This window comes from Pseudomonas sp. WS 5503, from assembly GCF_012985385.1.
GTDB classification, from domain to species: Bacteria; Pseudomonadota; Gammaproteobacteria; order Pseudomonadales; family Pseudomonadaceae; genus Aquipseudomonas; species Aquipseudomonas paracarnis.
Genome location: NZ_JAAQWI010000010.1, coordinates 154,116 through 179,160 on the forward strand (window position 1 = coordinate 154,116; position 25,045 = coordinate 179,160).

A 25,045-nucleotide genomic window follows, 5' to 3' on the forward strand; every position below is an offset into this window, starting at 1 on the left:
TCACCGGAAATGGTTCACGAGCGAGTATGGACCTCCGGTACCGAACAAAAGGTTCTCGCGCGGCAGGAGAGATTTCAGCAAGGTCGGACGAACACCAAACAGCTTCGTTATTTCTTGGTACGAGGCATCAGGGGTCTTGAGCAGGAAAAACGTTGCAAAGTTCTTGAGCAGATCTTTGGTGACCTGGTCGGGCTGCTGCACACCACACCAGACGCCAACACCATAGCCTCGACCTTCCGTACCGATTCGGTTAAACGGACTTATTGGAGAGACGGAGATTTCCTTGATGTGTTTACCCTCGTCCGCAATGAGGATGTGAGCTGGAAATTTAGGGTTGAAGGCGTTGTTACGCTTGGTCTCCATTACCCCCATTGCGAATACCTGGCTTGCGATAATCCGCATGATCACTTGCTGGTGAGCTGGGCTCAGAGCGGTGAGATCATAGCGGTTGATTTTTCCCTGCCTCGGCTTAGACGGATTGCCGGTGAACAGCCTGCTATCAACCATCCCTTGGATGATTGCTTTGAGACTGTATAGAGTTTCCTTTGACCAATGTTCCCAGTCGCTACGGGCGCCATTTCGATTTGTGAGGGCATCGAAGTTGATAAGCTTTGAAGCATGACCTTTTAGCGTGTCCTCAAGGGTCGCTCGAATTTCGTGAACTCGCTCCTCAATTGCTGAATTAGGCTCCTCATCGATCTTCATCTTCCGGATGTCTTTTTCAGCCTGGTTTTTGGCCTGGCCAAAGGCCTTAAAGATGTCCGCAACGGTGGTGGTGTCCATTCCCCCAGTGAGGGCATTAAAGATCAAATCGATCTCACCAAGCACGTCGATCAAGGTTGGAGATTGCCGCGCCCAAGTCTCAGGGTCATCGTGGTCGATTCCTGACTTCGTGTAGACCGTCTTTAGAATCTCGATGAGGTAGTTCAGCTGCTTCGGGCCTGCCTGCGGGTTGAAGACCTTAACAAGCTCTTTAACGTACTCAATTGTACGCACGACTCCCCCACCCTCCTCTGTCCGCGGGACCTGCAGCGGATTGAGCGAGCAGCCGTCTTGGTAGTAGTTGAACTTGATCTCATTAAAGTCTTCAGGGTGGAGCATATGCCCCAAGCCCGTAGCCTCAAAGTTCGAATGCGCGAAGTCACCCTTAATGTCGATAACGTGTAGGGTCGTACCTCGCACATACACATTTGCTGCCATGTGATGGATCGTATGTGTCTTACCGGCACCCGACCCCCCAAGGAAAATGATGTTGAAATTGGTGACCGACGGATACGACCATATTTTGGGTTCGCCAGTCTTCGCGTCCACACCGATATGGATGTCTACGAAATGGTCCAACCCACTCCCGCGAGATACGCCTTGTGCTAACGCTGAAGGTGCGTGTGCTGAAGCTTGATGCATTTGATTTTCTCTAAGAATTTTAGGTCAGCGGCGATGCGCTGCGGAATTGAATCGCCCTGAAACCGGACGTAGGGAAACTTGCAGGTGGTGCACTTCAGCTCTTCGTTACGCAATTTGGCTGAATTACCTGGGGTGTCGGCAATCACATCGATTGACTCATCATCCCCGCATTCACACTCAACCAGGATGCCGCTCTTGCTCAACCGTACTGCTCGATCATCAAACTCACCCCGAACCTTGGCCAATGGCTCAATGTCCTGATCGAAACCACCTACGAGGTCGATGAAGATGTCGCTCCAAGCCTCGTCATGTGGTTTCTGAATTTCGACGCCATCAACCTTGGACTTCACACCATGTAAGACGTGAGCTAACTCATGGGGGATAACCTCTCTGATCATCACCTCGAAGTCCTGCATCAAGAATAAGGCCTGCAGGTTGAGCTTCACGATACCGTGGGGCTGCCCCCGTATCAGCATGACGTCTAGGTTTGATGAGGAGTGGTCGCTCAATGAGTAGTCGAACCGGAGATCGATCCACACGTCCTCACCAGGAAAGCCAACCTTCTGCAAAAGCCGACTAACCTCTTTGGCCGCATGTATCTCCCGGGCGTACTCAGCGTTGTGCTGATAAATCAGTGGGAATTTCAGATTCTCGTTCATACCCCAATAGTGGGACTGGACTGCCCCATTTTGGAGAAGTCACCTGGTCGAGGGGTGAAGCAAGCCGTAAATCTTGTCCCACTCAGTGAAGTCACCAACGTTGCCGGCTTTCACAAAACGATCCATGGCATCGACTGGACCATTCTGAATGTGCTCGATCGTACCGATGTCTTTGCGTGGCCATCTATTCTTTCCAACTGCGAAAACGGCCTTCTTGGCCTTCTCAATGTCGACCTCTAGGAGACACTCACCATTGGCAGGAATAGAGCCCAAAGGAGGCTCTGCGGGGAGCTCAGTTGGTTCGGGAACCACATTGACATGTGATGGTGTGCCAGTGGTCGTGGTGCATGAGGTTGGGGTCCTCATGCGAGGCTTCATGTGCGCTAGAAGAGCAGTATCACTCAATGATGGATAAAGCAGCTTGGCTAGCCCCAGGCAGTGCAGCTGCAGATGGAAAATGTCGGTGTCGGATAGCCCAACCAAAATAGACCTAGCACTACCATCCGAGTCATTTTCGAAGGCACGTATGCTAAGTGGGAATTCGAGGTCTGTCTCAAAGCCGGTCACCTGTTTCTTGGGAGCACCCGGCCGAATAATCTCATAGGTGAAATTGGGGGTATCGCCGGCTAACCATGCATAGAGTGATCTCACTCCACCCATGTCGAGAGTTAAGGAGATTTTTTGCATATCATCTTGCAAAAGAAACGTGCCCTTAACCTTCCGACTGAACACAAGCTTCAACCCAACGTGAACCTTAATTGCACGGCCCGCCTCGAAATCGTTCCTCAAGTAGAGGGCAACTCCAAGCCCGGCATTACTGAAAACCTGGTGGGTGCTCAGATGTCTACCTGTTCTAGGCTTTGCGGGGTTTACAGGGTTAAAACTCCAACCGGCCTCATCCATTGAACCCTTGAGGTAAGTTCGATGGACTGTCTCGAAGTCAATCAGCAAAAGACCTCCTCCTCGCGAAGCGGCGCTTGTGGAACCACAGAAGCCCAAGCGCCCCGAAAAGCCATACCGAGTGTGCTGCTGCACAAAGGATGTAGAAGGACCTCAAAATAACGGTATGGGCGCGGACACCATATCGACTGTCACCGATCACCCAGAAATGGCTGCCCTTCTTATACACAAGCACCGCCATCGTTCCATTAGATACAAGATCATTGTCGGAGCCAAAAGTCGTACCCAGCTCGGCTATCGGTTCTGACTTAAGCATCTCAATGCGCGCCCTGACTTGATCCCGAATGTAGGGATTGAATGCTGACGGCTCAAAGGTATCGCCTTGCCAGCAAACTAGACTACTTTCGCCACAGACCCGATCCATCTCAGAGGGCACCGCTACTGCCGCAACATTGCCCCAGGCAATGCTGAAATTCCAGCCTGGCAGAATTGTCTGCACAAGCAGCATGTGGAACAAAAGCGTTGTCGCTACCACGGTGCATTGAGCACTGAAAATCATGATCCGATCAAGCGTGCGCCATTGCTTCACAACCACCGTAACGCCGACCCCGAGTAGTGAGACAGCAGCCAGGCCGAGATTGAGGAACTGTGGGTTTACTGAAGGTCCAAAAATCAAATGGGCAAGCGTGTAGTTTTCACCTTGATGCCATAAAAGCAAGACGACAAAAAGCGCACCGAGTCCGCTTTTGGCGTTCAGTGTCCGACGAAAAATCATGGTTATCGATAGAGCAAAGGATAGGTAAATCAAGAGGTGAGAGTAATCGACGATCCAGTCGAAAATGTTGCCGGTGAACCAGTCACGGATGTAAGTGAACGAGAGGGAGAAATGGTCGAGATCAATGCTGCGGTCAGAGGCATCCTCGGTCCACATGATCTTGAAGAACTCTCTGTTAGACATTGGCAAGCGGCTTCTCAGTATGGGCGGTCACCTATGCTGCCGGTGAGGTCCTAAGATCGCTAGTCAAAATGGGGTAGGGAAAGTACAGGAGGCGTAAGGGCCGACTGCTCGGCCCTCGGTGCGTGTCCAGGTACACGCACGCCGGATGAGGTTGCGCCAGCAGAAGCAAGCGAGGAAGTAGGCTCACTTGCTTGAATACTGGAGCATCGAACCGCCAAGTATCGGCGGTAGGGTCTCGTTCTCGACGTTGCCCATAAATGAGTTACAGAAACTGATGTCCGCAAAGAGTACCAGTACGTGGTACCCAGGGTTGGCCATCTCGTCTTCTTGACTGAAGGCATAGTACCCAGTTCCTGGATGGTACCCGTGCAGCTCAATATTCCATTTCTCCATGGTATCGCGAACGAATTCAAGCGGCAGGGAGTCTTGGAAGTAAAGCTTGGGTGCCTCAGGCCGAGCAAGAATGCACTCTGCGCCGTAGCGAAAATGGCCCTCGAACGAAAAGCCTAAGTCTGTAACAAACTGGGGGGAATTGTCGCTAACGTGATCGTACATCGTGACACCTCATCGTCTGATTTCTGGGGCGGGCGCCACCTCCAATCAACCTCCAGAGGAAGATGCTTGGAGGTGACGCCCGCCCCTTCCGTCAGTCGGAAGAAGCGGGTCACCAATCAGTTAGAACAGCGCAGCCACGGCAGCTTCAAGAAAGCTCAAGGCCATCTGAAAAATGCCGTACACAACGCCCCCGATAGCTAAGTACCAACCGAGTGCCCGAGCCGTACGGCTAGAAGCATCAACGTCTTGATACATATGATAAAACTCCTGGTCACCGAGGTTGGCGGGGCCAACAAACAGCTTGAGTTCGGTCTCCTGGTTTTTAGGAATACCCAAAGCCTTTTTCGCGTCATAGTTCAACGCAATAGAGTCTTTGGTCAGCTGCTTTTCACCAGCTATGGTCGGTACGCCCTGGGCTCGGATCATCAAGAACTTACCGTTCTCAGCGTTGTAGATCTTGATCAGACCTTTACGGCTGACCAATCCAGTACGCCCTTTCCCAGTGCTACTACCAATGTGCATGTTTGAGAGCCGAGCAATACTTAACTCAGCATCAGCACCGCGTAGTGAGAAGCAATGCGTGACCTCAATGTTTTGAACCGGCTTACGAGCAGCAAAGTGCGTCTGAAGTGGACGTGGGTCAAAGACCTTCATGACCAACCAGAGGAATTTTGCTGCCTTGAGCACAGCTACGTCGAACATTGGGACCAGCTTAGCTTTGATATTTGCTTTCATGATTTTCTCCTACTGAGGGCCGGACCTCAGCTCGCACACCGTTTGGTGGCTAATGAATTATGGAGAGGACGCCGGCAGCGCCCCTCGAACATCAGTTAGTCAAAATCGTAAGAGAAGTCGTCAGACTCGAAAGCATCCATAAGAGCTTTAGATACTGGTTTTCTTCTCCCGCCCTTACTCGCAATGACTTCATCTGCTTCGTCGTCAAACTCAGCGAGATCTGCATTGAGCTCAGGCTCAGGTACGAATTCGTCTTCGACCTGTGCAGGCTCTTGCACGTCATCCACCGCCGGCACGCAACTGACCTCAACTGTCACGGAAGCAGGAACCACAAGTGGCTCGGCAACCTTGACGGGTTTAGATACAGCTTCGATCGGAGGTAGACCCTTTGCAGCACGTTGCTTGGCACGCATTTCACGCATCTGATCCCGCTTGGTAAGAGACCGGATGGTGTCCCCCGTGCGGGTGTTGTCGATGAAGTCGTGTTGGGCAAGAACTTGAAGGAAAGCTTTGAGGCAATATTGGTGGTCCTCATCGGCGTCCATCATTCTCAACCGAACGTCTAGGACGATAATTGAGTTGATGACCAACCAGGAGCAAGGGTCATGGAACAGCGGTTCGATTGCAGACCTCGCGGAGGTCAGCACAAGCTGCTTATTCAGATCCCGGAAAAGGCTGCCCTTCTCCCCATAACGTTTGGCGCCTTTGAATGGCTTACCAACGCGCCGGTATTGAAACCCGAACGTGTCGTTTAACCACTGCCCATTCTTCACGAGAGGTTCGAGCCCTAGAGCCTTTTCCAATCGCTCAATCGTTGCGTTGTCAGATCGAGTATCAGATGTGGCCATAACCTCAGCCACGTTTTCCTTATCAACCTGAACAGCACCGGGCAGATATCCAGAGGTCGACCACAGAGCCTTACGATCAAAAACCAGCCGGGTGGCGGTAGCTTTTCGGTCGGACTGTTTTCTAACGGATGGTGTGCGAATTACTTCGCCGAACAGATCAGTTTGCATAGCGCGCTCCAAATTGGGCGCACCACTCCCCTAACGGGTGTGGTGGCCCGTCAGGGGTGGGAAGTTTCGAAATTTAGAAGTAGAAAGCGAGCGAACCGGGGTTAGCGGTTTGCTGGGCAGATACGCTTGATTCAACGGCCGGGACCGCCTGCTCTAGCTTCACATCAGCAGCTTGTGCAGCTACGGCTGGAGCCGCAGCTTCTTCAACAGGAGCAGCCACAGAAGTGACTTCAGTTGTTGTCGAGGCAACCGCGGGGGCGGTCGCTACATTTTGCTGTTGAGCTACATCGCCCTGGACAGGTGCGCTTGCAGTGTTGCCCTGGGGAGCCGAGGCACCCAACAAGGTTTGCTGCGCTGTACTCACAACAGAGATCAATGGCAAGCCTTTGGTCAGGTGATCAACGACTTTCCGTTGGTCACGTAATGCAAGCAGGCACTGTTCAAAGTTGGTGAACTCAGGAGCACTCATGAACCCAGACTCAGGCAGCTTTTCCAACTCAGCCGAAAGGGCGTCGTGGAGCGGCTTGATCAGCGGATGAATGAAGGCCAGCGGAACCAGCTTTTCAGTCATCGCTTTAGCACGACGAATCGTGCGAGGGTTCAATTTGATCTCGCCAGTGCTAGTGGTCCGATCCTTACTGTCTACAAGCTTCCAAATTGCATACGCTTCAGCACAAACATGCTGAACGCAGGCACCCATCACCCCTTCACGAAGAGCCACAACGCTGTCGCGCTGGGCCTTGTAAAGCTTGGTATTAAAGTTCGCATCGTCCAGCTGGATAATGTGAACGCTGTACGCAAAGGTGAGGTTCTTAGCTACTTCCTCCCACGTTGGTTGACGCTTGACCAGTGCTGCCATCAGTTTCGAGACAGTGAGTTGATCTGCGCCACCTTTAATTGCTTTGGCACCCAATTCGAGCAAGTGCTTTTGGCACATGTCGGTGTAGCGCGCCTCATCAGTTGCCAACAGCTCATCCCATTTAACTTCCAATGCATCAAGTTCTTCTGCCTTCTCAACTGCCGAAGCGATGGTGTTAATACCGCCGAGATCAGTTTTGATGGAGCCGAGCTTGTCCAGCACCTCTTCCGCTTGTTCGCGAATGCGGTGGTATGGACGCAGAAAGTCCTTAGGGAAGATTTTCTCACAGAGCAGTTTACGTGCCTCCTTCGGCAGCTCTCCAACCACAACGTCAATGTCTTTCATGTCGATCTGACGATCTTCAGAAATGCACTTGATTTGATGATTTAGAACAGCAACCTCAGTTTCAGCAGTTTGAGCAACGATCTGAACAGAGCTGTTTACGTTTGCAATAGTCATGGTATTTCTCTCGCACCCGCCGGACCACGGGGCAAATTTAATTAACACCCGGGGCCGGAGCCGGGTGTGTATCGAGCAATAAACTCGAGCAAACACCCGGCGTAAGCCGGATGTTTGATCCAGCTCACTAGGAGGAGAAGAGGCCCGATATCGGGCCTCCCTGACTTATTGGCCGAAGCCGAATTCGTCAGGTTTAACGGTATGACTAAAGCGAGCCTGTGCGTTAAGTCCGATCGAGAACCACTCGGTGAGGAGAGGGAATCGCTCGAACTCTGGTGGGGTCAGTGCTCCCGGAGGGGCATTGAATCCAGCATTGCACGCTGCACAGATAGCGGCCTTTTCATCAGGCGCGCCACCGTTAGGAGCTATGTTCGTTAATGCGCTTACAGCGGTATCTACTAGGTCCATGATGGATCTCATTCCCGCCGTGTCGGGGTATTTGGTTTTCAAACACCTGGTCACGGGGCCAGGTGGAATCGAGATCGATGTCTCGAAAATCACCCAGCTAGGTCTGCCCGAAGGCCGTCCTGGTTGAGATAAGGCTCTAGAGAGCCTTCAGCTTCACTTCGCGGATTTCTCAGCGAGACGCTTAGCTGCTTCTTCCTTTTGATCGCGCTCACAAGCGGCTTTCCACCCAGCATTCCAGCCTTTCAGCAGAACAGGAGTGGTTTTAATCACGTCCGGTGCACCCCATGGATAACCATGGAAACCAGCTGAGTAGCCGTGACCCTCTACTGTTTCCAGAGAGATTTCACCGGGCTCTAAAACGTGATCATTGAACGCCGAAATTGCTACTTCGACGTAGTCGTAGTTGATTAGACCGGACATAACTTCCTCGCACCCTAGTTGGGGCATTTATGAAAAACGCCCAGGGCTACCCGGGCGTTCTGAGGCAAGACCTCGGAATACCCAGGTGGGTACAGTGATTGTTACATCAACAGTTTTCTGGCTTCAGCCAGTAGAACAGGTGTTACCTCAACACTCGAAGCTGCTACTGCATATGGGATACGAGCCTCAGTGAGCCAGTCTGTACGGACCTTTTCACCAATGACCAGATACACCACACGAACACCACTGCTTTCGCAGAAGCGGGTCATTTCAACAGCCTTGGCAACGTTGCCAGGGGCACCATCCGTGAGGACAAACATCACCTTACGGTTGGCTTCGTGGCACACCAGTCGACGCCCTGCATGGAATACAGCCTCTCCAATAGGGGTGTGACCGCCGCCCGCCACTTTCCTGAGTCCGCCAATGCGGTTGATTGCAGTTTTAGAGGAATCGCCGAAGCAGCGAGCCATAGAAATCAGCTCGCCGCCTTTAGGTGCGAACCCAAGAATCTCGCGAGGGCAACCGATCTGGTCGAAGACCTTCTCAAGGAGCATCACGGATTCAAGGATCGAACGAAGAGTGCTTGGAGCCTCAGCGGCCTCAAACTGGTCCTTCTCACCTTTGGCGAAATCTTTATCGGCTTTATCCTGAGTAGAGCTGGATAGGTCGACAACAATTGAGATTGCGGTAGTAGGACGTTGAGCTTCCTCACTTTGAGTGAAAACGCGAACATCGCCCAGGCCTACACGGTAGAGATGGTTTTGCCCCAGCTGACCGCGAGTAGTCGTAAACGACTCTGCTTCCTGCTGTTGCATCAGTAAGCCTTTCAGCTTACTAGCTAGCACTTGAGACCTACGCCCCAAACGCTTTTCCATATCGCGGGCCTCAGAAATGTCTTCGGGGCATACCGTCATCCCGTCGACCTTCTCCTTGTTGCCAGCGCCTCCACCGAAGCCCTTACCTGCTTTACCTGGTGCTTGATCCAGTTTGCCGTCAATGACGCAATCAGGAGCCAGCGATTGGCCTTTGTAGTCAGGGTTGGTACCGCTTTGTACAGACTTGGAGACAGACTTGACGGCGTCACCGTCGTCAAATACTTCTTTGTCGCCGAGGCCAGTGGTATTGAGAATCTCGTCAACGATTGATTTCAGGGAGCGACCATCAGCCGCCTCTGAACCGCCGGTTTGACCCGCATTACCATCAGTTGTACCAGCCTGTGCACCAGTTTGGCCATCAGGCCCAGTAGCGCCGTTACCTGGGGACTGCTCATCACCATTGCCTTTCCCGCTGTCAGCACCATCACTGTCCTGAGACTGTTTTGGGTCCTGGCCGCCGTCTTTGCTTGGTTCAGATGGATCCTCAGGTTCCAAATCGCCAGTGGTACCTTCAGTGCCACCGTCCTGTTTGGGCTCCCCATTCGAACCTGAATCGTCAGCAGGTGATGATTGCTCACCTCCCTTCGACTCCTCAGGTTGACCCTCATCCTTCTTCTCTTCATCTTCACCAAGCGCTTTCAGCATCGCAATGATCCGCAGCGTCAAGCTGCCAGCATCTTGAGTTGATTGCACATTTGGGAATTCGTTGATCAGAATTTCATTGAGATTGCCACGAACGTGATCAGCATGAGCACCGAAGTGCTTATTGAAGTTAGCCTCGATTACCGCGAACGGGTCACGATACTCACTCCACCGATCGGTACGTAAGTAGCAAAGGGAATAGCAGGCAACCGCTTCAGCAACAGAATTGCTGCCGTCACGGAATCGCTTGCGTTCAAACAGGATGCTCGCCTTACGCCGGAAATAGATTTCGGCTTCTCGGGTCGCTTGTGCTTGTTTGTACTCCATGTAGACGTCGTCCAATGCATTGAGCAGGAAGCGGGCGAAATCGCCATGCTTCGCAGCAAATGCCTGGAAGAAAACCACATCAGAGAATTGGATGTGCCCAACCTCGTGGAAGCCAAAGGCTTTCGTAAGGTCAAGATCATCTTTAGTCAGGTTCATAGGCAGGCTTGGAAGGTAGACACGTCGACCGTCCGTACGGGGTTGCTCATCCTTACCAAAGACGAACTCGATCCCCGAGTTTGAAGCCAAGACCCGAAAGAACGAGATCCAGCCTTGAGTGATTGCATTTTTGCTGAAGTTCATCATTGCAGACATGGTCATTCTCCGATTCGGATTGCTTTAGCTTTCTGATCGTGCAGCACTGCGTTGCCACGCAGCTTCGCGATAGAAGCTGTGGGAACGCGGTGTTGCGTGTGAATGACAAGATCGGCGTGATGAGAAGCCAGCTTCCGGTATGCCAGAGCCATGCGGCGGTGGTAACGGATCATCACGAATTTGGAAACAGCCTGCGCTACGGTTTTGAACAGTTTCATGGTGTTGCCTCGCACCCGCCGGACCTCGGGGCATAAAAGATCTACACCCGGGGCCGGAGCCGGGTGACGTTGAGTTCGAAGAACTCGACAAACACCCAGCCAGAGCTGGATTTCAACTCTCAGAGCAAGAGGCCGCCCGTTAGGGCAGCCCGTAAAACTGTTAAACCTTACCCTGCAGCAAATCAGCTTCCAGCTTGTGACGGAGAGCCTGGTGGCTCACGTAGTCAATCCGCGGGTGCTCAACTGCTGCAAGGGCCAGACGCTCAGCCAAACGGCTAAAACGTGCGGCCTGCGCTTCGTGATAAGTACGCAGAACGATGCCAATCCAGAACAAATCCAGAGCAGCGTCAACGCGAGTGATTGCTTTCATCAATGCTTTCATATTTGGAGCCTCTTACCTGCCGTGCACAGGAACAAATTTGGTTTCAACCCGGGCACGGTGCCGGGTCGTGTGAGCTCAGTGAACTCGAACAAAAACCCGGCGTGAGCTGGGATTTTGGTCCAACTCACTAAAGAGGTGCGGTCCATTGAGGACCGCATTTTCAACAATAAAAATCTACTGCACTGAAGACTTTCGTCGCCTGTACAGGGATCGTTTGGTCTAGCTTGAGAACACTGCTGAGAACTTCAGGGTGATCCTGATACCACTGAAGATGTTTCACATCAGCGGCAATGAACGGATTCGATTCGAGAAAGCGCCAGTTCTGATCAGATGTAAGCTCGATCACCGCGCCCGCCTTGATGGCCCCTTGCAGAAATGCTCGGACGTACACATCAAGAAAGGTTTCGCGAGTGCGCAGATGCAACAACCCACGCCCATCAGGGAGAAGGTAATTGTCATCCAGCATTCCGCGGTTCTCGCAAAGCTCCTTCGCCTTCGTGGTCATGATTTCCCATAACCGTTCAGGCACAAATCCAAACCTGATGATTTGAGCCCCAAGGCGCATCTCAACAAATTTGTCATCGTCATAGCTCTGTAGCTGGACATCAGCATGTGACAAGACCTCATGAACTGCCCGCAACCTGGCAAGCCCGGCTGCGAACTGATCTTTGGCCATAGTCTTCACACGTGCGTAAAAGCCTCTCAACACCAGAGGGAATTCCTCATGGTGAAGATCTGCTGGCACCTGCAATTTGCTGGCAGTGAATGCAGTGTCGAGATAACCGTCAGCTCTCGCCTCAGAAACCATCTCGCACATAAATTCCCATGCATCGTGAGAGCTGCTTGCAGCTCCCTCCAAACGCTTAGTGATCTTAGGTTCGCCTTGAACCATTTGACCCTCGAACATGATGCTTTCGCGCGTCCCAGCCGGCAGGAAGCCGGCCAGGAAACTTCCATTGGGGTTCACAACGTAAAACATGGCGAACTCCTTTGGTTAGGCGGCTGCTGCTTTTGAGGCAGCTACACTTTTGGTGATGAAATCGTCCGCGATCGACGTAACCGAATAAGCATGCTCTTCCGGCAAAATCAGGTCGCGGCTGAATGTTGACTTGAACAACTCAATAGCCAGCACTCGGTCGGTTTCTTCAAGATTGGTGTAGATAGAATCCACGAAGGACTCATCAGTATCGCCGTACATCATCCACTTGTAAGCCCAACGCTGAATCTCGCGGAACGAGATATTGTCGCAGGCTTCTTCCATGGCGAACGCTTTACGAAAACGGAAAGCGAACTCTACGAGTTGATGGATGAACATGTCATCCATTGGGGTCAGTTCACGCTTGGCAGCGTAGGCATCTGCAGCACCTTTGAGGGCTTTCATTTCCTCTTCAGGTGTCATGAAGCCCACCTTGAAGCTGGTCATGCGACTACGAACAGCAGCGTTCTGAGCGTTGACACCGGCGAACCGGGCATCGCTCTGCTGCTTACCACCAGTGTTATCGGTCGCGAACAACCGGAACATTGGGTGTTTAACGATAGTCATCCCGCCGTCCACGTTCAAAAGATCACGTGGGTTGAGCGTAGGATCAATACCGTGGTGTTTCAGGTTGATTACCCCGTCACCTTGAAGGATGTCGTTGACACCAACCATAACACCGGGACGCAGTGTGCAGATCTCGTCGATGAGGCATGTCAAGCCAGTGCGATACGCATAGCTCAAAACACCATCGAACTCTTCAACGTCACCACCCTTGATGGTTTTGCAACCAAGCAAGTGAGTGTCGTCGATGCCATTGCTGCCAGTGATAGCGATCATCGGCTTGTTCAGGCGATTGTGCATCTGTGTAACCAAGGAGGATTTACCTGTCCCTTTGTCACCTACCAGCATAAAGCTGGTATCGCCACCCTTCATGCTCAACAGGATCCGGCGAACCAGGCTCTTGTTGAAGACATGATCATCGTTACCCTTCGGCACTAGAGGATGGTCCCCAACGAAGACAGGCAGTTGCCCTACTCCCTTGAGTTCCTCAGAGAAGCCAAAAAGCTCGTGAGCCATGACCATTTTAACCGGCTGCGAAGCCAGGGATTCACGGTGCATCGCTTCGATATCAGCAACAGTGCGAGCAGCTACGGTGTTGGTTACAGCGTTAGTTACGTTAGTCATTTTAAAAGCCTCTCACCCGCCGGACCACGGGGAATCTTTAAGTAACACCCGGGGCCGGAGCCGGGTGCGAATCGAGTAGTGAACTCGAGCAAACACCCAGCGTGAGCTGGAGGTTTGATCCAGATCACTAGGAGAAAGGACGCCCGGATAGGGCGTCCGAATTACAGAAGAATGAGATGTGTACCCACACCCAATTGGACCGGGCATGAGTAGTCGCCACCTTCAATCTCAGTGAGATCGAAGGAGTGAAGTTGACCCATCCATTTCAGCTTCAGCGTAAGAACGTTGCCGTTCATGCTCAGCTGCGTGCCGGTGTACATAGCAACCTCTTCAAGGTACTGCTGGAACTCAACTTTCGAGATCCTGCAGCCCGTGGAAGCGCGACGAACGTTCAGCAACGTTTCGGTAGCGATACCAGTAAAACCTGGTACCCATTCGGCAGATATAGACATTTTGGTTCCTCGCCGGCAGTCGCCGGGATTCAAAATCCAGGCGAAATGCCAACGAGCTAACCGTCTGAGATTTACTCAGACTGGTTGAGCAGACCAGATATAACTTGGTGGTAAATGACGAAGCTGAGTGGTCACTTCATCGTAAGATCCCTTTCGGTGATACTCACAATTCGAATTCCCATCCCATACTTTAATCAGCCACATATTTATTACCCTTACCTACTAAATGCATGCGAAAGCACACACGGTCGAATGTTTAAAACATCCGGCAAGGCCGGATGCTTTATCCAGCCCTAATGCAAGGGTTACCCCGCTTCGCGAATTCCCAAAGGAATCGCATCCTCATCCCAGAAGTGATGAAGGATCATTCCAGCGCTTAACTGATCCCGAGAAACACCCAAGCGCGCAGCAAGTGCGAACTCAGACATTCCACCGACAGATAATCGGTTAGCTTCGGCCCAGAAGGCCCTATCAGGTAGGTGCTGCACTTCCATCAGAGGTAGTGAAACTACAACTGAAGCATTGATGGATTGCGACACCGCCGGAGCGTCATGCGACACTCCATGAGCAAAACCTTTCGCCCATTCAGCATGGTTGAAAGTGTTTGTCTCAAAAGGGTTGCTGGTGAAGCCCTCTTTGAGGTTAGCAGCCTGGCGGCCAGCCTCCCAAGGAGTGACTAGATCGTTAGCGAGGGCGATAAACCATACGAGGTCACCGCGAAAATTCATGTTGTTCATTGCAAAACTCTCCTACCCGCTGCAGACGGGAGATTAAAAAAAACGCCCGTCTGCAGACCGGGCGTGGAATTGCCGACGCCCGGCAACAGCAAAGCTGTGCCGGACGTTTTCACGACCAGACAGCGTTAGCTGTTTAGATACCCGTAGTGCTTCATTTCCATCTCTGCAGCTGCGACAGCTATCGAGAGAATTTCACCGGTCATCACGCTAGCGACTGAAAGCCACCAAGGTAGATGGATACCGTTGAAAAAGAGGATATAGAGCGTAAAACCAGTCACCCCCCATTTGAAAACCTTAGCCAGCCATACCGACACGAATGTAGGTACAACTAACCAGTGCCTCATAGGTGGCTCAGAAGTGATCGTCGATGCAAGAAGCACGAAGACCAGGACCAAGCGGTACTGATGATAGATTTTAATCAGTGCTTTCATAGGAGCGAGCCCTTTCTGAAATCCTGATAAACGAGTTTGTTGATTTTTGCAGTTTTGATAAAACATATATTCACCATTATTATTAGATTTTGTTTTTATAGAGTGCTGCGCCCTCCCAAAACCTAACAACCCAAAGGGGATTGTTAGGGCCCCTGGGCGGTGAATCCTTGCAGCTCCCTCAGTTACGAGGGGTGTGTCTGAACGGAATAAAACGCTTTCCGTTTGCTTCGCAGTGATCGCAACGTAACCATACTAAAAAAGCCATGATCAATACCGCTATGATTGCTGTGGAAGACATGGTCAGTTCCTTAAGTGAGTTAATGAAAGTTTTCATCTCACCATTACACTTAAGGGCCATGACCTTTTCTTTTCTTGCCGCGTAGGGACTTACGCTTACGCGCTCTCCGCTGCTGCAATTTCATTTTTCTGCTCTTCTCCTTTGAGGAAGTTGAAGACTTGGTCAGCATTACTGCGACCATCAGTACCGAAATCAGAAAAACAATCTTCTGTTCCTTAACAGTCCACCCTTCAAACAAGGAGGCAGAGACAGTACCCATGATAGCTGACACAATTGCCAGCATCAGGTTTTTGATGTATGACATCAGTACCTCCAGTGACGCCGTCGCGCGTTAGTTGATAACACTCCCGGGGCGTCCCGCCGGAAGTATTTACTTCCGGCCCGAGGGCTGGATTTAGCCCATCGTCTGATGGAAAACTATTTAACCGACATTAGCTTCAATGAAGTCTATAGCAAGTTGATTCTTTTGATGCTGACGCACGGCAACTCGTCTCTCCAGTCTGTCACGCAATGTAGTGCGTAGCGCTTCATACTGATGAGGACCTACCTTACGAACCCAAGAACTAAGGTAATGCTGTCCTTCGAACTCCTTCCGAAGTTCGGATGATAGGAGTCTATGGGTCAAAACCTGTGAATTGGGACACCAAACCACGTTGATCCCTTCCGCACCGTCTGAACTTTCGATCAGTTCGGTGTGTTGGGATATGTACATTTGCCGCTCCATTTGGCTCATCTTTTTCAGTGCCTCACAAAGATGATCACCTTGCGCAAGATATTTGATCAAGACAAACTGACCAATCTTGCGGTTAGAGTCTTCCTCTTTACGGCGCTTATCGACGGCACGTTGAGCATACCGCTCCATACGAACTGACTCTTTCATTTGTCACTCCGAAGGGCAGCATTACCCTGGGGGCAGTTGTGCCCCACTAGGTAGGATGATTTAGACCAGATCAGCAATTGTTAGCCCACCTGGTATTCTGTAGCCACGCTTTGAACCTTCCAGACACAGCCCAGCGAAATCACAACGAGTTTGACTATCACAGGGAGAGTTGTAAGCAGCACCAGACGTTCGATGAAACTCACCACGTCTAATACGGCCAGCAACTACACGAGCGTAGTCGAATGCTTCTTCAACATCACTACGTGTACGCTTGGTCCATTGCACTGGCTGCCACATGGCTTTTACAAGAGACTCGGAATCAGGTTTTGACATACTCGGCTTTAGCCCTGAGGCAAAACCACACGCTGTCGGTTCCTTAATCCCAAGAGACTCACACGCTAAACGTACAGCTTCCCAGTAAAACGTCAGTTGCAAAGCGATGCCTGCAAATAAAGCGCCTTCCTTAGTAGCTGCCGTTTTCCAGTCAAGAATGACTGTATCCCCTTTAGATGCGATAAGAACACCATTGAAAATGATGTCCCTTTCCGCAACACCAACAAAGTCGATGACCAGGTTGATGTAGGTATTGTGTGAAATCCTTAGCCGAAAAGCTCCCTCAATGATCAAAGGTCGAAGACCCAGATTCTCGAAAAACGATGGGAACTGATCTGCTAGACGCTTGCCGATTGCTTCGTTAACCTCGCGCGTCTTTGACTTTGCCATGCTGATTAAGCCTGACATAGACAAACGGAAAAACTCATCTGAGAAGTGCTTTCCCATTTGATCGCGGTCGATATAACCTTTGATATAACCTTCTATTACCCAGTGCAAGGCAGAACCAAACACAAGATTCAAAGGTGTAGCCATTGGTTTTATACGAGCTCGGTAATAGCCAAGTGAACGTTGGCAGACCTGAGATTTCAAAATCTGCGTAGGTGACATATCAACAACAAAGTCATCAGAGACAGGGTTGAAAATATATGTCGGATTAAGATATGCAGTCATGCTCTCACCTATTAACGGCGCACACGACTAACCCAAGGGCAGTGTGAGTGCCCTTGAGGGAAATAATATTTAGTTAAAAAGGAGAATCGTCAGACTCTTCCTTTTCATCCTTCAAATCAAAGTTACCTTCGTGTTCGTGCGACAAAAAGCGTGCTTTCGCTTGCTCAAATGAATCGCCTGAAGGTGTCCTCCAAATTGGAGGGACACTCACGAGTTCAACTTCGTTCGACATGAAGAACCTCCTATATCCCTGACTGCACCAGGAATAAGCTCATAGAGATTACCCGTGCAGGGGAGTTGGCATGAAGCCGGAGGAGCCATTATCAGAGCAAGAAAGCGCTGAGATGGCAGAGATACAAAATCCTGGGACAAATCTACTGAAGCGCGAACGCAGCAGGAAATGCCTAGTACCTCGAATATGGAAACGTCAAAAGACGGGTCCAAAATGGTTCCAGCAATGTCTGTGCTCAACAAGCCAAGAATTAGCATGACTTGAATCACACCCTGAAAAACCTCATAGAAATGCTACGACGTAGATCAGGTTAGCTCTCGAGGAGGGCTAGTAGGACGGGTTAATGCTGACTCACCTCTGATCGGCCGTCAAGCCAAAATGACAGCATAAAAAAACCCTCTGGCAGCAATAGCTGGCCAGAGGGTTGTTTTGTAGTCACGCCACTTTAGCCTCAGCCAAAAAGGTCTCTTTCGAGATCTTCTTAACGTGGCCTGTAGGTGTAAACACACCGCCTTCGAGAGCACGGGTACGCAGGTAGTCAAAACGCTCAGTCAGGGGCATCTCCAGCACCTTCTCATTGACCGCGATGTCCTCCCAGTCAGGACCTTTCGCTTCCTTGGTGGGGTTCGTATCGGGGATCATGAGACATACGCGAAAGCCTGCACGCATCAGCTCGATGAAGAGCTTGTACATGTAGGTCTGACCTGCACCATGCTTTTCGCTAACTTCGTTGTAAGGGTCGTGATCGGCCCAAAGCACAACGTCGTCAAACTCATCACGGTTGACGTAGAGACCAGGCAAAGACGTGCAGCTATTAGCAGCCCGTACGCTTTCACCCGTAACCAGATGAAGCGCCCATCCTTTTTCGACACCTTCACATATGTGCAAGGTTCTGCACTCTGGGACGGTGGCAATAGCAACGGGTGTCTTCGACCAGTTGTCCAAACCTGAGCAAACCTTCTTAGGCTTCGAAACCAGGGGGTGATCAAGCTTGAATCCGTCCTGAGTGAGGAAGATGCGATGAAGGTTCATCACCCTACCCTGCCCATTACGAAATGCAGACACGATCGCCGGGAACCTTCCTACCAGTTCCTTGATCCGGACTTTGTTCTCCACACGAGTGCGGTAGTACGGAAGAGCTGGATGGAATTTAACATCGCCAATGGCTTTGTTGAGTGGGATTCCGCGGCGACGGAAGTACAACCGTCCGACTGCAGCATCAGGATGACCAAGCGGAAGCAGATCCTTGACAATCTGTTTCATCGAAGCCGCCTTAATTGCATTGTCTTCAGCAGTTGAACGAGGACGCTGACGCTTAGGAGCCGGAGCTTCTTTAGCCTTATACGCCTCACTACCGCCACCAAACGCCCGCTTAATCTCTTTACAGACATCGACAAAATTACTGCCAACACCTGCTTGAATAAGCAGATCAAACTGACTCCATCCGTCCTGGTTGCAGGAGCAAATGGCCCGGCCTTCATGGTCCGCCTTTTCGGAAAACCTGAAGGAGTCACGACCGCCGCCTTCCCGATGACGCTCTGGGAAAGGACAATCTACGCCGTGACCATGATGTCGAATTGCGGGCGCGAGGATAGGGGCTACACGTTCGATGACGTTTAACCAACCACCAGCGTGCTTAACAATATCGGCAACCTCGTCCTTCAAAGGAAGACGTTTTTGACTATCTGACATGGCTGTATCTCCTTGAAAAATGAGGCAGCCATGTCCCTAGGGGCATTAGGCGTGCCCTTGAGGGTGTGTGTTACGTGAATACGGATTTTTAAAGAGCCCTAGCGCAGCAAATAGCTGTACGAGGAACCTTCGACAGAGTTCGATGCGAAATGCGCATGCGAAAAACTGGCAAAAAGATCACCTATGACGCTAAAGCTGTCGGAACTCGTATTCAAGGACACGATGTACCAGAAACGCAAAAAGCCCTGACGCGAACGCCAGGGCCTGTTGGGATTGCTTTCGCCTGGGTACCGCTCCTACAGCCTTGAGAAAAGCTGTACGAGGGGTACCCAGACAAAGTCATAGATGCAAAGAAAACGCTCTAAACCTACATCACGAAGTGTGGTGCGGGCGAAATACACAACTATGAACTGCGCATCAAGAGCTGATAATCAGCAAAGAGCAGCGGCGAACACGGTGGCATAGTCCTGAGGTTTTCAGTATCGACAAACGATAAGGTAGTCGAAACACATCTCTCTGAGGAGATTTGATACTGCATCAGAGATGTCATAGTTTTTAAGATCGGGACGGCGAACTGCGACAAGATAGTGATGAATGGTGAGTGCGAAAGGACACACACACAAACGTCAAAATCCAAGCAGACCGACCACATGCAAGTGAAAGCACAGATGGGCAATGAGCGAGGTGACGGATGGATGTGTAAACACCAAACGACAAGTCGCAGGAAGCAATCCTGAGAAAAACCGAAGACAATGACTTTTTAAAGAGCAGATCAGCGAAGCCGAGAGACCAGAAGTCAAAGGCAAGCTGTGAAGCTGAAGCAAGTGCAAAAAAGCAAAAGCAAAAGCCAAAGCAAAAACGATTAGTCAGGCCGGAGGAGAAGTAGCACCTCAGACAGACCACCTAAACAAACCAACGAAATAACGTAGGTCGGAGCAGGCCGTGATCAGCGCTTGAGAAATACTCGAAGCACAGGGAGATCACTAAAAACACCTTCAGGCTACTTTTGCGCAGATTGAGAATCAAGGACGGCATGTCCCAAATCAGGCACAAAAAAAGGGCCGCAGCCCTTTAAATGTTTTCGCATGCGAAATCTTTTAGTCGCCCGACGCTAGCTGAGCAATAGTAATTATTTCGATCTGATCAAGGTCAAACAGACCTTTTTGCTGCTTGCTTCCATCGAGATACGAAACCATGCCTTTGTTAGGGTTTCCGCAAACCACATTCAGAAGCAGCTCGCCGGTGAAGTGCTTCTTGTCAGTGCATACCCGAACCTGCATAACCATCTGATCAGCTGGAATCTCACGGACTTCGCTTTTCCCGAGCTTCTTCGCCTGCTGCCTAGCCGTTGGTGGTGTAGGGTTCAGTTCAGTGTGGCCGGCTCCAGGTTCTGACGGTGTAGTTGCTGGTGGCGGAGTCTTTGGGAGGCTTCCTCCGCCGTTTTGTTCTTTTGCAAGGTTATCTTCGCCGCTCTGTTGCGCTTGCGGATCGGATGTTTCGATACCACCCTGCCCTACCCCGCCGGCTTCAACTTCAGTCCCACTTTGATCTTTTGTTAGTGGGTTCATCTGAGATGTTACATGAGGGGGCTCGGATGGTTGTTTAGGCGCAGGCGCCCCTTTAGCTGCCTTTAAGTGATCGCGGGCCTCAGAGCGGCTTAAGCCGCCTTCAGACCGTGCTTGATCGATCAGTTGTAAATATAGATCTGGTTTAAGCTCACAAATTTTGGCTAATGATTGAATCAATTCCGAATCAGACGTGATCTCATCATCAATGAGAGCGGCAAGCTCATCAGGTAGGTCAGCAAGTGCCAGGTGTTTAGAAACCCACGATTCGGGCTTGTTGCAATAATCTGCGAGTTCACGGCCGGTGCCTTTCTTGCCCTCTTCCTTCATCTGTTCGCGTAAATCAACCAGCGCGATTGCGACTTCGATCGGGGTAAGCGGTTCACGCTGAATATTCTCAGCCAACTGGCTAGCTGTGGATTTAGACTTTGTTCGAATCGTCGGGTCGACGATAGCTTTGATTTTAAAACCTTCTCCGATGAGCATCGCGGCACGCAGCCGCCGCTCGCCTTTCTGAAGCAGATAAGTGTTAGTGTTTTTGTCTAGAGGTGAAACGATGATCGGAGATTGCTGCTCCTCCTTCATCGATCGCGCCAACTCTTCGATGTTACGAAACTTTTTACGGACCTGTTTTTCTACGCGAATTTGACTTGGGTCCAGCTCGAGAACAGTTCCCTGCTGAGCTCCCTCTGTCAGCGCATTAACGCTGGAAAGGCCTTTAAGACGGGTAAGATCGCGGGCCATTACTTTGTAACTCCTGATTTCTTCGCTACAGCCTTAGCTAGTGGCGGTTGGATCTTGGCACCCACATAACCGCAGATTTCCTGCATGAGAGAAACCATGCTCTTGGCTGTCTCTCGTTGAGCACCTGTTCTTTTGTTCTTCCACACAGGCACTCCATCCCGTAACGCATCATCCACTGCGCCGTTTGTCCCCAAACGAGCTGTCAGGATGTTCACGCCCGCAGCATTAAGCTCGGCCAACGCTTCCGTGTGGGAGTTAACCGGACGGAGCCGGTTACAAATGACGCCGGTCACTTGTAGCCGGTCCGATACATAGCGCTGAATCTCAGCCAGAGTTTCAAGAACACTTTCGACCCCTGTTACGGCGAAGGCAGCCATTTCAACAGGAACAAAGATGTAATTGCTGGTGATGCTTGCAGCAGACATCTTGTTGCCGTGGGCTGGAGGCGTATCCATGACGATGTAGTCATACGCATCCAGCATAGGGTCAAGATTTTCGTTGAAATTTATCAGGGCTTTGTCGAAATCCATACGCTCAACGTTGAAGAGCTCGACATCGCGATCAATCGAATAGATCAAATCGACGCCGTCTGGTGTGTCCAGAGGCTTGAGATCAGGCGTAGTGTCGTTGAAAAGATGAACGGAGCGGCAGCCACCTACTCGCTTGGATCGATCGAGGAACCGGCTTGAGAGGTTTCCTTGGCCGTCTAGATCGATAGCCAAGGTTTTGTACCCCTGCTCAGCCAGGTAGCAGCTGAGATGGTAAGCGATGGTGGTTTTGCCAACGCCGCCCTTCTGATTCTCGATGACAATGACCTTCGCAGGATCTTGGGTGCGTTTCTTCGGTGACATGACTGGCTCCTTTGCAGATGCAGATCAATGTAACCGCATCGCGGGCATTTTCAAGGATAAAAGCCCGCATGCGCAAATAATTTTTGAATTCTCACGCAATGCGGAATTTAGACCAAATAAAAAGATTCTGCATGCGGAATCTTTTTCTATCGAGGAACCTGCGTTTCGCGCACCTTCACATTGGATGAGGCGGTCGTTTTGTTTAAGTACGCAACTCGAGTCGCTGCTTCATCCTTGTCGTAGTAACGACCGCAATAGATGAAAAACTCACCTGCCTTGTTATTCCTGGTGGGCTCGAAATCAGTGATCCCATATGCCTTCAAAAACTGCTGAAATTTAGTCCAGCTCCCCTCGTCCTTGTACACATAGTAAACGTCGTAGATCGTGCGTGTTTTGGGCGATACCATCAAAGGGGCTACAGAAGCCTGTGCGGCCGGCGTAGAAACTCGTGGACCTCCTGCTAGCACGACGCCACCGATCTCATCGTTCGTGACAACTTTGGGCGTTGCATCTACTTTTGGTTCGAACCTACTAATGGTGAGAACTGGAGCTCCCTTCGCCACAGGAGTAGCAGGCTTTTGAGGCGAGGCTTGTGTTTCAGTTGGGATTTTGGGGGCTGCCTTGGGTTTCATTGTCCCGTTGTAGACGGCCCTTCCGGTTACAACCGGTGCAATCACATCCGCTTTAGCCATTTCAGTGTTTGCTGAAAGCGAAGCTAGCTCTGTCCTTGCTCTGGCTGTGATTTCGTTTTTATCCCGAGCGGATTGCGACTTCACTTCAGCAATCAACTGAGTCTTCCGGACATCCGCCTCTGCGCGAGCACGACTGAACTCGGTATTTTTCGCCTGCACATAGTCAGAGCCTGCTGGGGTAAGACCAGCTTGAGCTGATGATGCCGACGTTTTGAGTTCGCTACTGATCTTAGCGAGCCTATCGACTTCACCCTGGGCGAAGCTCAACTTCGATTCCTGAGTTCGGATTGCAAGCTGATCTTGGCCTTTGACCTTGACCAGGTTGGCTTCGATTACACCAATTTGTCGTTGAAGCTCTGCAATTTTTGCTTCTTCAGCGCTCACATGCATGGAAGCTTCGGCTCGTGCTCTATCTAACGCGGCCGACTCTTGATCACGGCGCTCCTTAGCAAGCCTTTCAGCCTCAGCGTTAGCTAATGCAAGGGTAAATCGTTGATCATCAAACCGCTTTGACTCAGCAAGGCGTTCAGCGCTATCAATACTGCGCCTTCCCTCAATGTCTTGATTGATACGATCCTCAACCTTTGAGAGATCCTTAGCAGCGTTGATCTCTATATCGGCAATCAGCTTAGCGGCTTTGCTGTCCGCTTCTAAGAGCTCCTTATCTCGCCTGTTCTCGATCAATGACTGCTCGATAGCCATGCGAGAGGTAGCTTCAGCAACACGTGACTGAGAGGCTCTTGAGGCCTCCTGGTACTCTTGTATTCGCCCCGCTTCAGTATCAGAAACGGGTGCGTCGGCTAGGCCACTTTCGTAAGCCCTGGCGTTGAGCCTTGCGTCCAAGTCACGCCGTTTCTTTTCCAGATCGTCGATCTGCGTTTGGTAATCGTTGAACCTGCGCTGATAAAGGATCTGTGCTTCTGTGTACTTTTGGGCGCCCAAAGCATCTTGAATGCGATCGTCATACTGGCTCTGCGGTTCAAGGGTCGATAACTCTGACGGCTTGGACGCGTGAGAACCGCATCCCGAAAGCGTCAGCGCCGCGGCCAACAGGGTCAGTTTGAAAAGATTTCGCATGCGGAATGGTCCTGGAGCTGTACCGCTGAGGATCTCCTGCCCAGCATCGCGCTCAGGACTAAAACAATCTATGAGTTCGAGGTGGGAAAGCATCTGCGGGGAATCCATATGTATTTATCTAATAGTGGAGGGCAGGTGTCCCAAAAACATGATGTCGCGGTTCAGTTTTCCAAATCAGAATCGAAGCGGACACCCAATCGGTCTAGAAGGCCGGTAAACGATTCACTTTCGGGTGCGAGAAACCCCAACTGCCAGCTGCCGCCAGGAGTGCGTTTAACAACGCAATCTAGCCCAGTGACCTCTGAAATGTCCCGCTCAAGACGCTTGAGATCAGGATCCGTATCAGACAGCTTAACGGGGGAGGGCTTACGCTGAGTGAGAGCGTTCACTGCCTGCTGAATCTTTTGAACGCTCCATTCAAACCGAACAGCCTTTTCCGCAATGTTTCGTTGATCAGCTTTGTTTTTCAATGAACAAAGAGGCCGAGCATGACCGTAGGAAAGCCGGGAGCTGATTAGCGAGTCGCGTACTCGAATGTCCAAATCCAGCAAGCGAACATAGTTAGAGATGTGGCTTCGGCTCTTTCCTAGCTGAGTAGCCAGATCGCCATGTGAAAGATTCAGTTCCGTGCAAAGGTCATTGTATGAGGTAGCTTCCTCGATGGGGTTTAGGTCCGTACGCTGAAGATTCTCAACAGCCGAAATGTATGCAGCCTGCTCATAGCTATAGGCACCAACCTCGCATTTCAGGGTTCGAAACCCCAGCCGTTGGCCTGAACGCCATCTACGCTCGCCTGCAATGATGCTGAAGTCACCATCTGGCCGGAAACATACAATCATGGGGACAACGTTCGTTCCCGTTGTCTTCATCGAGTCCGCCAGGTCATCCAAGGACTCTTCACTGAATAGCTTTCGCTTCTGCCAAACCCCAGGGTGAAGCCGCTCGACCTCAATGTTCATGAGGGTTGTAGGTACATCCTGGATACCCAGACAGGACAGCTTTTTCGGATCTAATTGATACACGTGTATCCACTCTGTTCGTCGTGTAACGGATACACAGGTATACCCGACATGAGAATTAATGCAAGGTCAAGCCA

26 protein-coding genes are annotated in these 25,045 nt (G+C 51.0%); all 26 read right to left on the reverse strand.

Annotated elements, in window-relative coordinates; genetic code table 11:
- Complete coding sequence (locus HBO10_RS24035; RefSeq protein ID WP_011922833.1) at positions 1-1,341, reverse strand: type IV secretion system DNA-binding domain-containing protein; 1,341 nt, start codon at positions 1,339-1,341, stop codon at positions 1-3.
- Between the two features lie 26 nt (positions 1,342-1,367).
- Entirely contained in the window at positions 1,368-2,063 is a 696-nt protein-coding gene (locus HBO10_RS24040; protein WP_078465854.1) for a hypothetical protein, read from the reverse strand.
- A gap of 39 nt (positions 2,064-2,102) precedes the next feature.
- Entirely contained in the window at positions 2,103-3,014 is a 912-nt protein-coding gene (locus HBO10_RS24045; protein ID WP_169904154.1) for a hypothetical protein, read from the reverse strand.
- Positions 3,004-3,921 carry a hypothetical protein gene (locus HBO10_RS24050; RefSeq protein WP_169904153.1) on the reverse strand — a complete coding sequence of 306 codons (918 nt, stop codon included), beginning with the start codon at positions 3,919-3,921 and terminating at the stop codon, positions 3,004-3,006. The genes HBO10_RS24045 and HBO10_RS24050 overlap by 11 nt, the downstream gene beginning before the upstream one ends.
- 183 nt (positions 3,922-4,104) lie before the next feature.
- Positions 4,105-4,476, reverse strand: coding sequence for a hypothetical protein (locus tag HBO10_RS24055; protein ID WP_011922829.1), 372 nt, complete (start codon positions 4,474-4,476; stop codon positions 4,105-4,107).
- Between the two features lie 120 nt (positions 4,477-4,596).
- Positions 4,597-5,211 (reverse strand): hypothetical protein, encoded by a 615-nt coding sequence (locus HBO10_RS24060; protein ID WP_011922828.1) that lies wholly within the window; start codon positions 5,209-5,211, stop codon positions 4,597-4,599.
- A 95-nt stretch (positions 5,212-5,306) separates the two neighbouring features.
- Positions 5,307-6,227 (reverse strand): hypothetical protein, encoded by a 921-nt coding sequence (locus tag HBO10_RS24065; RefSeq protein ID WP_169904152.1) that lies wholly within the window; start codon positions 6,225-6,227, stop codon positions 5,307-5,309.
- 73 nt (positions 6,228-6,300) lie between these two features.
- Positions 6,301-7,545, reverse strand: coding sequence for a DUF3150 domain-containing protein (locus HBO10_RS24070; protein WP_169904151.1), 1,245 nt, complete (start codon positions 7,543-7,545; stop codon positions 6,301-6,303).
- Between the two features lie 561 nt (positions 7,546-8,106).
- Positions 8,107-8,373, reverse strand: a complete 267-nt coding sequence (locus tag HBO10_RS24075; protein ID WP_078465859.1) for a hypothetical protein — start codon at positions 8,371-8,373, stop codon at positions 8,107-8,109.
- A 101-nt stretch (positions 8,374-8,474) separates the two neighbouring features.
- Entirely contained in the window at positions 8,475-10,529 is a 2,055-nt protein-coding gene (locus tag HBO10_RS24080; RefSeq protein ID WP_169904150.1) for a hypothetical protein, read from the reverse strand.
- Between the two features lie 2 nt (positions 10,530-10,531).
- A complete protein-coding gene (locus HBO10_RS24085) occupies positions 10,532-10,747 on the reverse strand; it encodes a hypothetical protein (RefSeq protein WP_078465861.1) in 216 nt (71 codons plus the stop codon).
- A gap of 160 nt (positions 10,748-10,907) precedes the next feature.
- Positions 10,908-11,129 carry a hypothetical protein gene (locus tag HBO10_RS24090; RefSeq protein WP_007250479.1) on the reverse strand — a complete coding sequence of 74 codons (222 nt, stop codon included), beginning with the start codon at positions 11,127-11,129 and terminating at the stop codon, positions 10,908-10,910.
- Positions 11,130-11,289: 160 nt separating this feature from the next.
- Entirely contained in the window at positions 11,290-12,108 is an 819-nt protein-coding gene (locus tag HBO10_RS24095) for a hypothetical protein (RefSeq protein WP_169904149.1), read from the reverse strand.
- Between the two features lie 15 nt (positions 12,109-12,123).
- On the reverse strand, positions 12,124-13,293 hold the full coding sequence (locus HBO10_RS24100) for an AAA family ATPase (protein WP_011922821.1): 1,170 nt from the start codon (positions 13,291-13,293) through the stop codon (positions 12,124-12,126).
- A 161-nt stretch (positions 13,294-13,454) separates the two neighbouring features.
- Positions 13,455-13,745 carry a hypothetical protein gene (locus tag HBO10_RS24105; protein WP_116826566.1) on the reverse strand — a complete coding sequence of 97 codons (291 nt, stop codon included), beginning with the start codon at positions 13,743-13,745 and terminating at the stop codon, positions 13,455-13,457.
- 305 nt (positions 13,746-14,050) lie between these two features.
- On the reverse strand, positions 14,051-14,482 hold the full coding sequence (locus HBO10_RS24110) for a hypothetical protein (protein ID WP_011922819.1): 432 nt from the start codon (positions 14,480-14,482) through the stop codon (positions 14,051-14,053).
- Positions 14,483-14,607: 125 nt separating this feature from the next.
- Positions 14,608-14,979 carry a hypothetical protein gene (locus HBO10_RS24115; RefSeq protein WP_169904148.1) on the reverse strand — a complete coding sequence of 124 codons (372 nt, stop codon included), beginning with the start codon at positions 14,977-14,979 and terminating at the stop codon, positions 14,608-14,610.
- A gap of 281 nt (positions 14,980-15,260) precedes the next feature.
- Positions 15,261-15,515 carry a hypothetical protein gene (locus tag HBO10_RS24120; protein WP_078465865.1) on the reverse strand — a complete coding sequence of 85 codons (255 nt, stop codon included), beginning with the start codon at positions 15,513-15,515 and terminating at the stop codon, positions 15,261-15,263.
- Positions 15,516-15,632: 117 nt separating this feature from the next.
- Entirely contained in the window at positions 15,633-16,091 is a 459-nt protein-coding gene (locus HBO10_RS24125) for a hypothetical protein (protein WP_011922817.1), read from the reverse strand.
- A 60-nt stretch (positions 16,092-16,151) separates the two neighbouring features.
- Positions 16,152-17,096 carry a PD-(D/E)XK nuclease family protein gene (locus HBO10_RS24130; RefSeq protein WP_011922816.1) on the reverse strand — a complete coding sequence of 315 codons (945 nt, stop codon included), beginning with the start codon at positions 17,094-17,096 and terminating at the stop codon, positions 16,152-16,154.
- A gap of 73 nt (positions 17,097-17,169) precedes the next feature.
- Entirely contained in the window at positions 17,170-17,328 is a 159-nt protein-coding gene (locus HBO10_RS24135; RefSeq protein ID WP_155007399.1) for a hypothetical protein, read from the reverse strand.
- A 435-nt stretch (positions 17,329-17,763) separates the two neighbouring features.
- The gene (locus tag HBO10_RS24140; protein WP_169904147.1) at positions 17,764-19,020 is read right to left on the reverse strand and encodes a hypothetical protein; all 1,257 of its coding nucleotides are present in this window, start codon (positions 19,018-19,020) and stop codon (positions 17,764-17,766) included.
- 1,097 nt (positions 19,021-20,117) lie between these two features.
- Complete coding sequence (locus HBO10_RS24145; RefSeq protein ID WP_169904146.1) at positions 20,118-21,329, reverse strand: ParB/RepB/Spo0J family partition protein; 1,212 nt, start codon at positions 21,327-21,329, stop codon at positions 20,118-20,120.
- Positions 21,329-22,180 (reverse strand): ParA family protein, encoded by an 852-nt coding sequence (locus tag HBO10_RS24150; protein ID WP_169904145.1) that lies wholly within the window; start codon positions 22,178-22,180, stop codon positions 21,329-21,331. The genes HBO10_RS24145 and HBO10_RS24150 overlap by 1 nt, the downstream gene beginning before the upstream one ends.
- Before the next feature lie 146 nt (positions 22,181-22,326).
- The gene (locus HBO10_RS24155) at positions 22,327-24,042 is read right to left on the reverse strand and encodes a hypothetical protein (RefSeq protein ID WP_228758996.1); all 1,716 of its coding nucleotides are present in this window, start codon (positions 24,040-24,042) and stop codon (positions 22,327-22,329) included.
- Positions 24,043-24,110: 68 nt separating this feature from the next.
- The gene (locus HBO10_RS24160) at positions 24,111-24,971 is read right to left on the reverse strand and encodes a ParB/RepB/Spo0J family partition protein (protein WP_011923275.1); all 861 of its coding nucleotides are present in this window, start codon (positions 24,969-24,971) and stop codon (positions 24,111-24,113) included.
- Between the last annotated feature and the right edge of the window lie 74 nt (positions 24,972-25,045).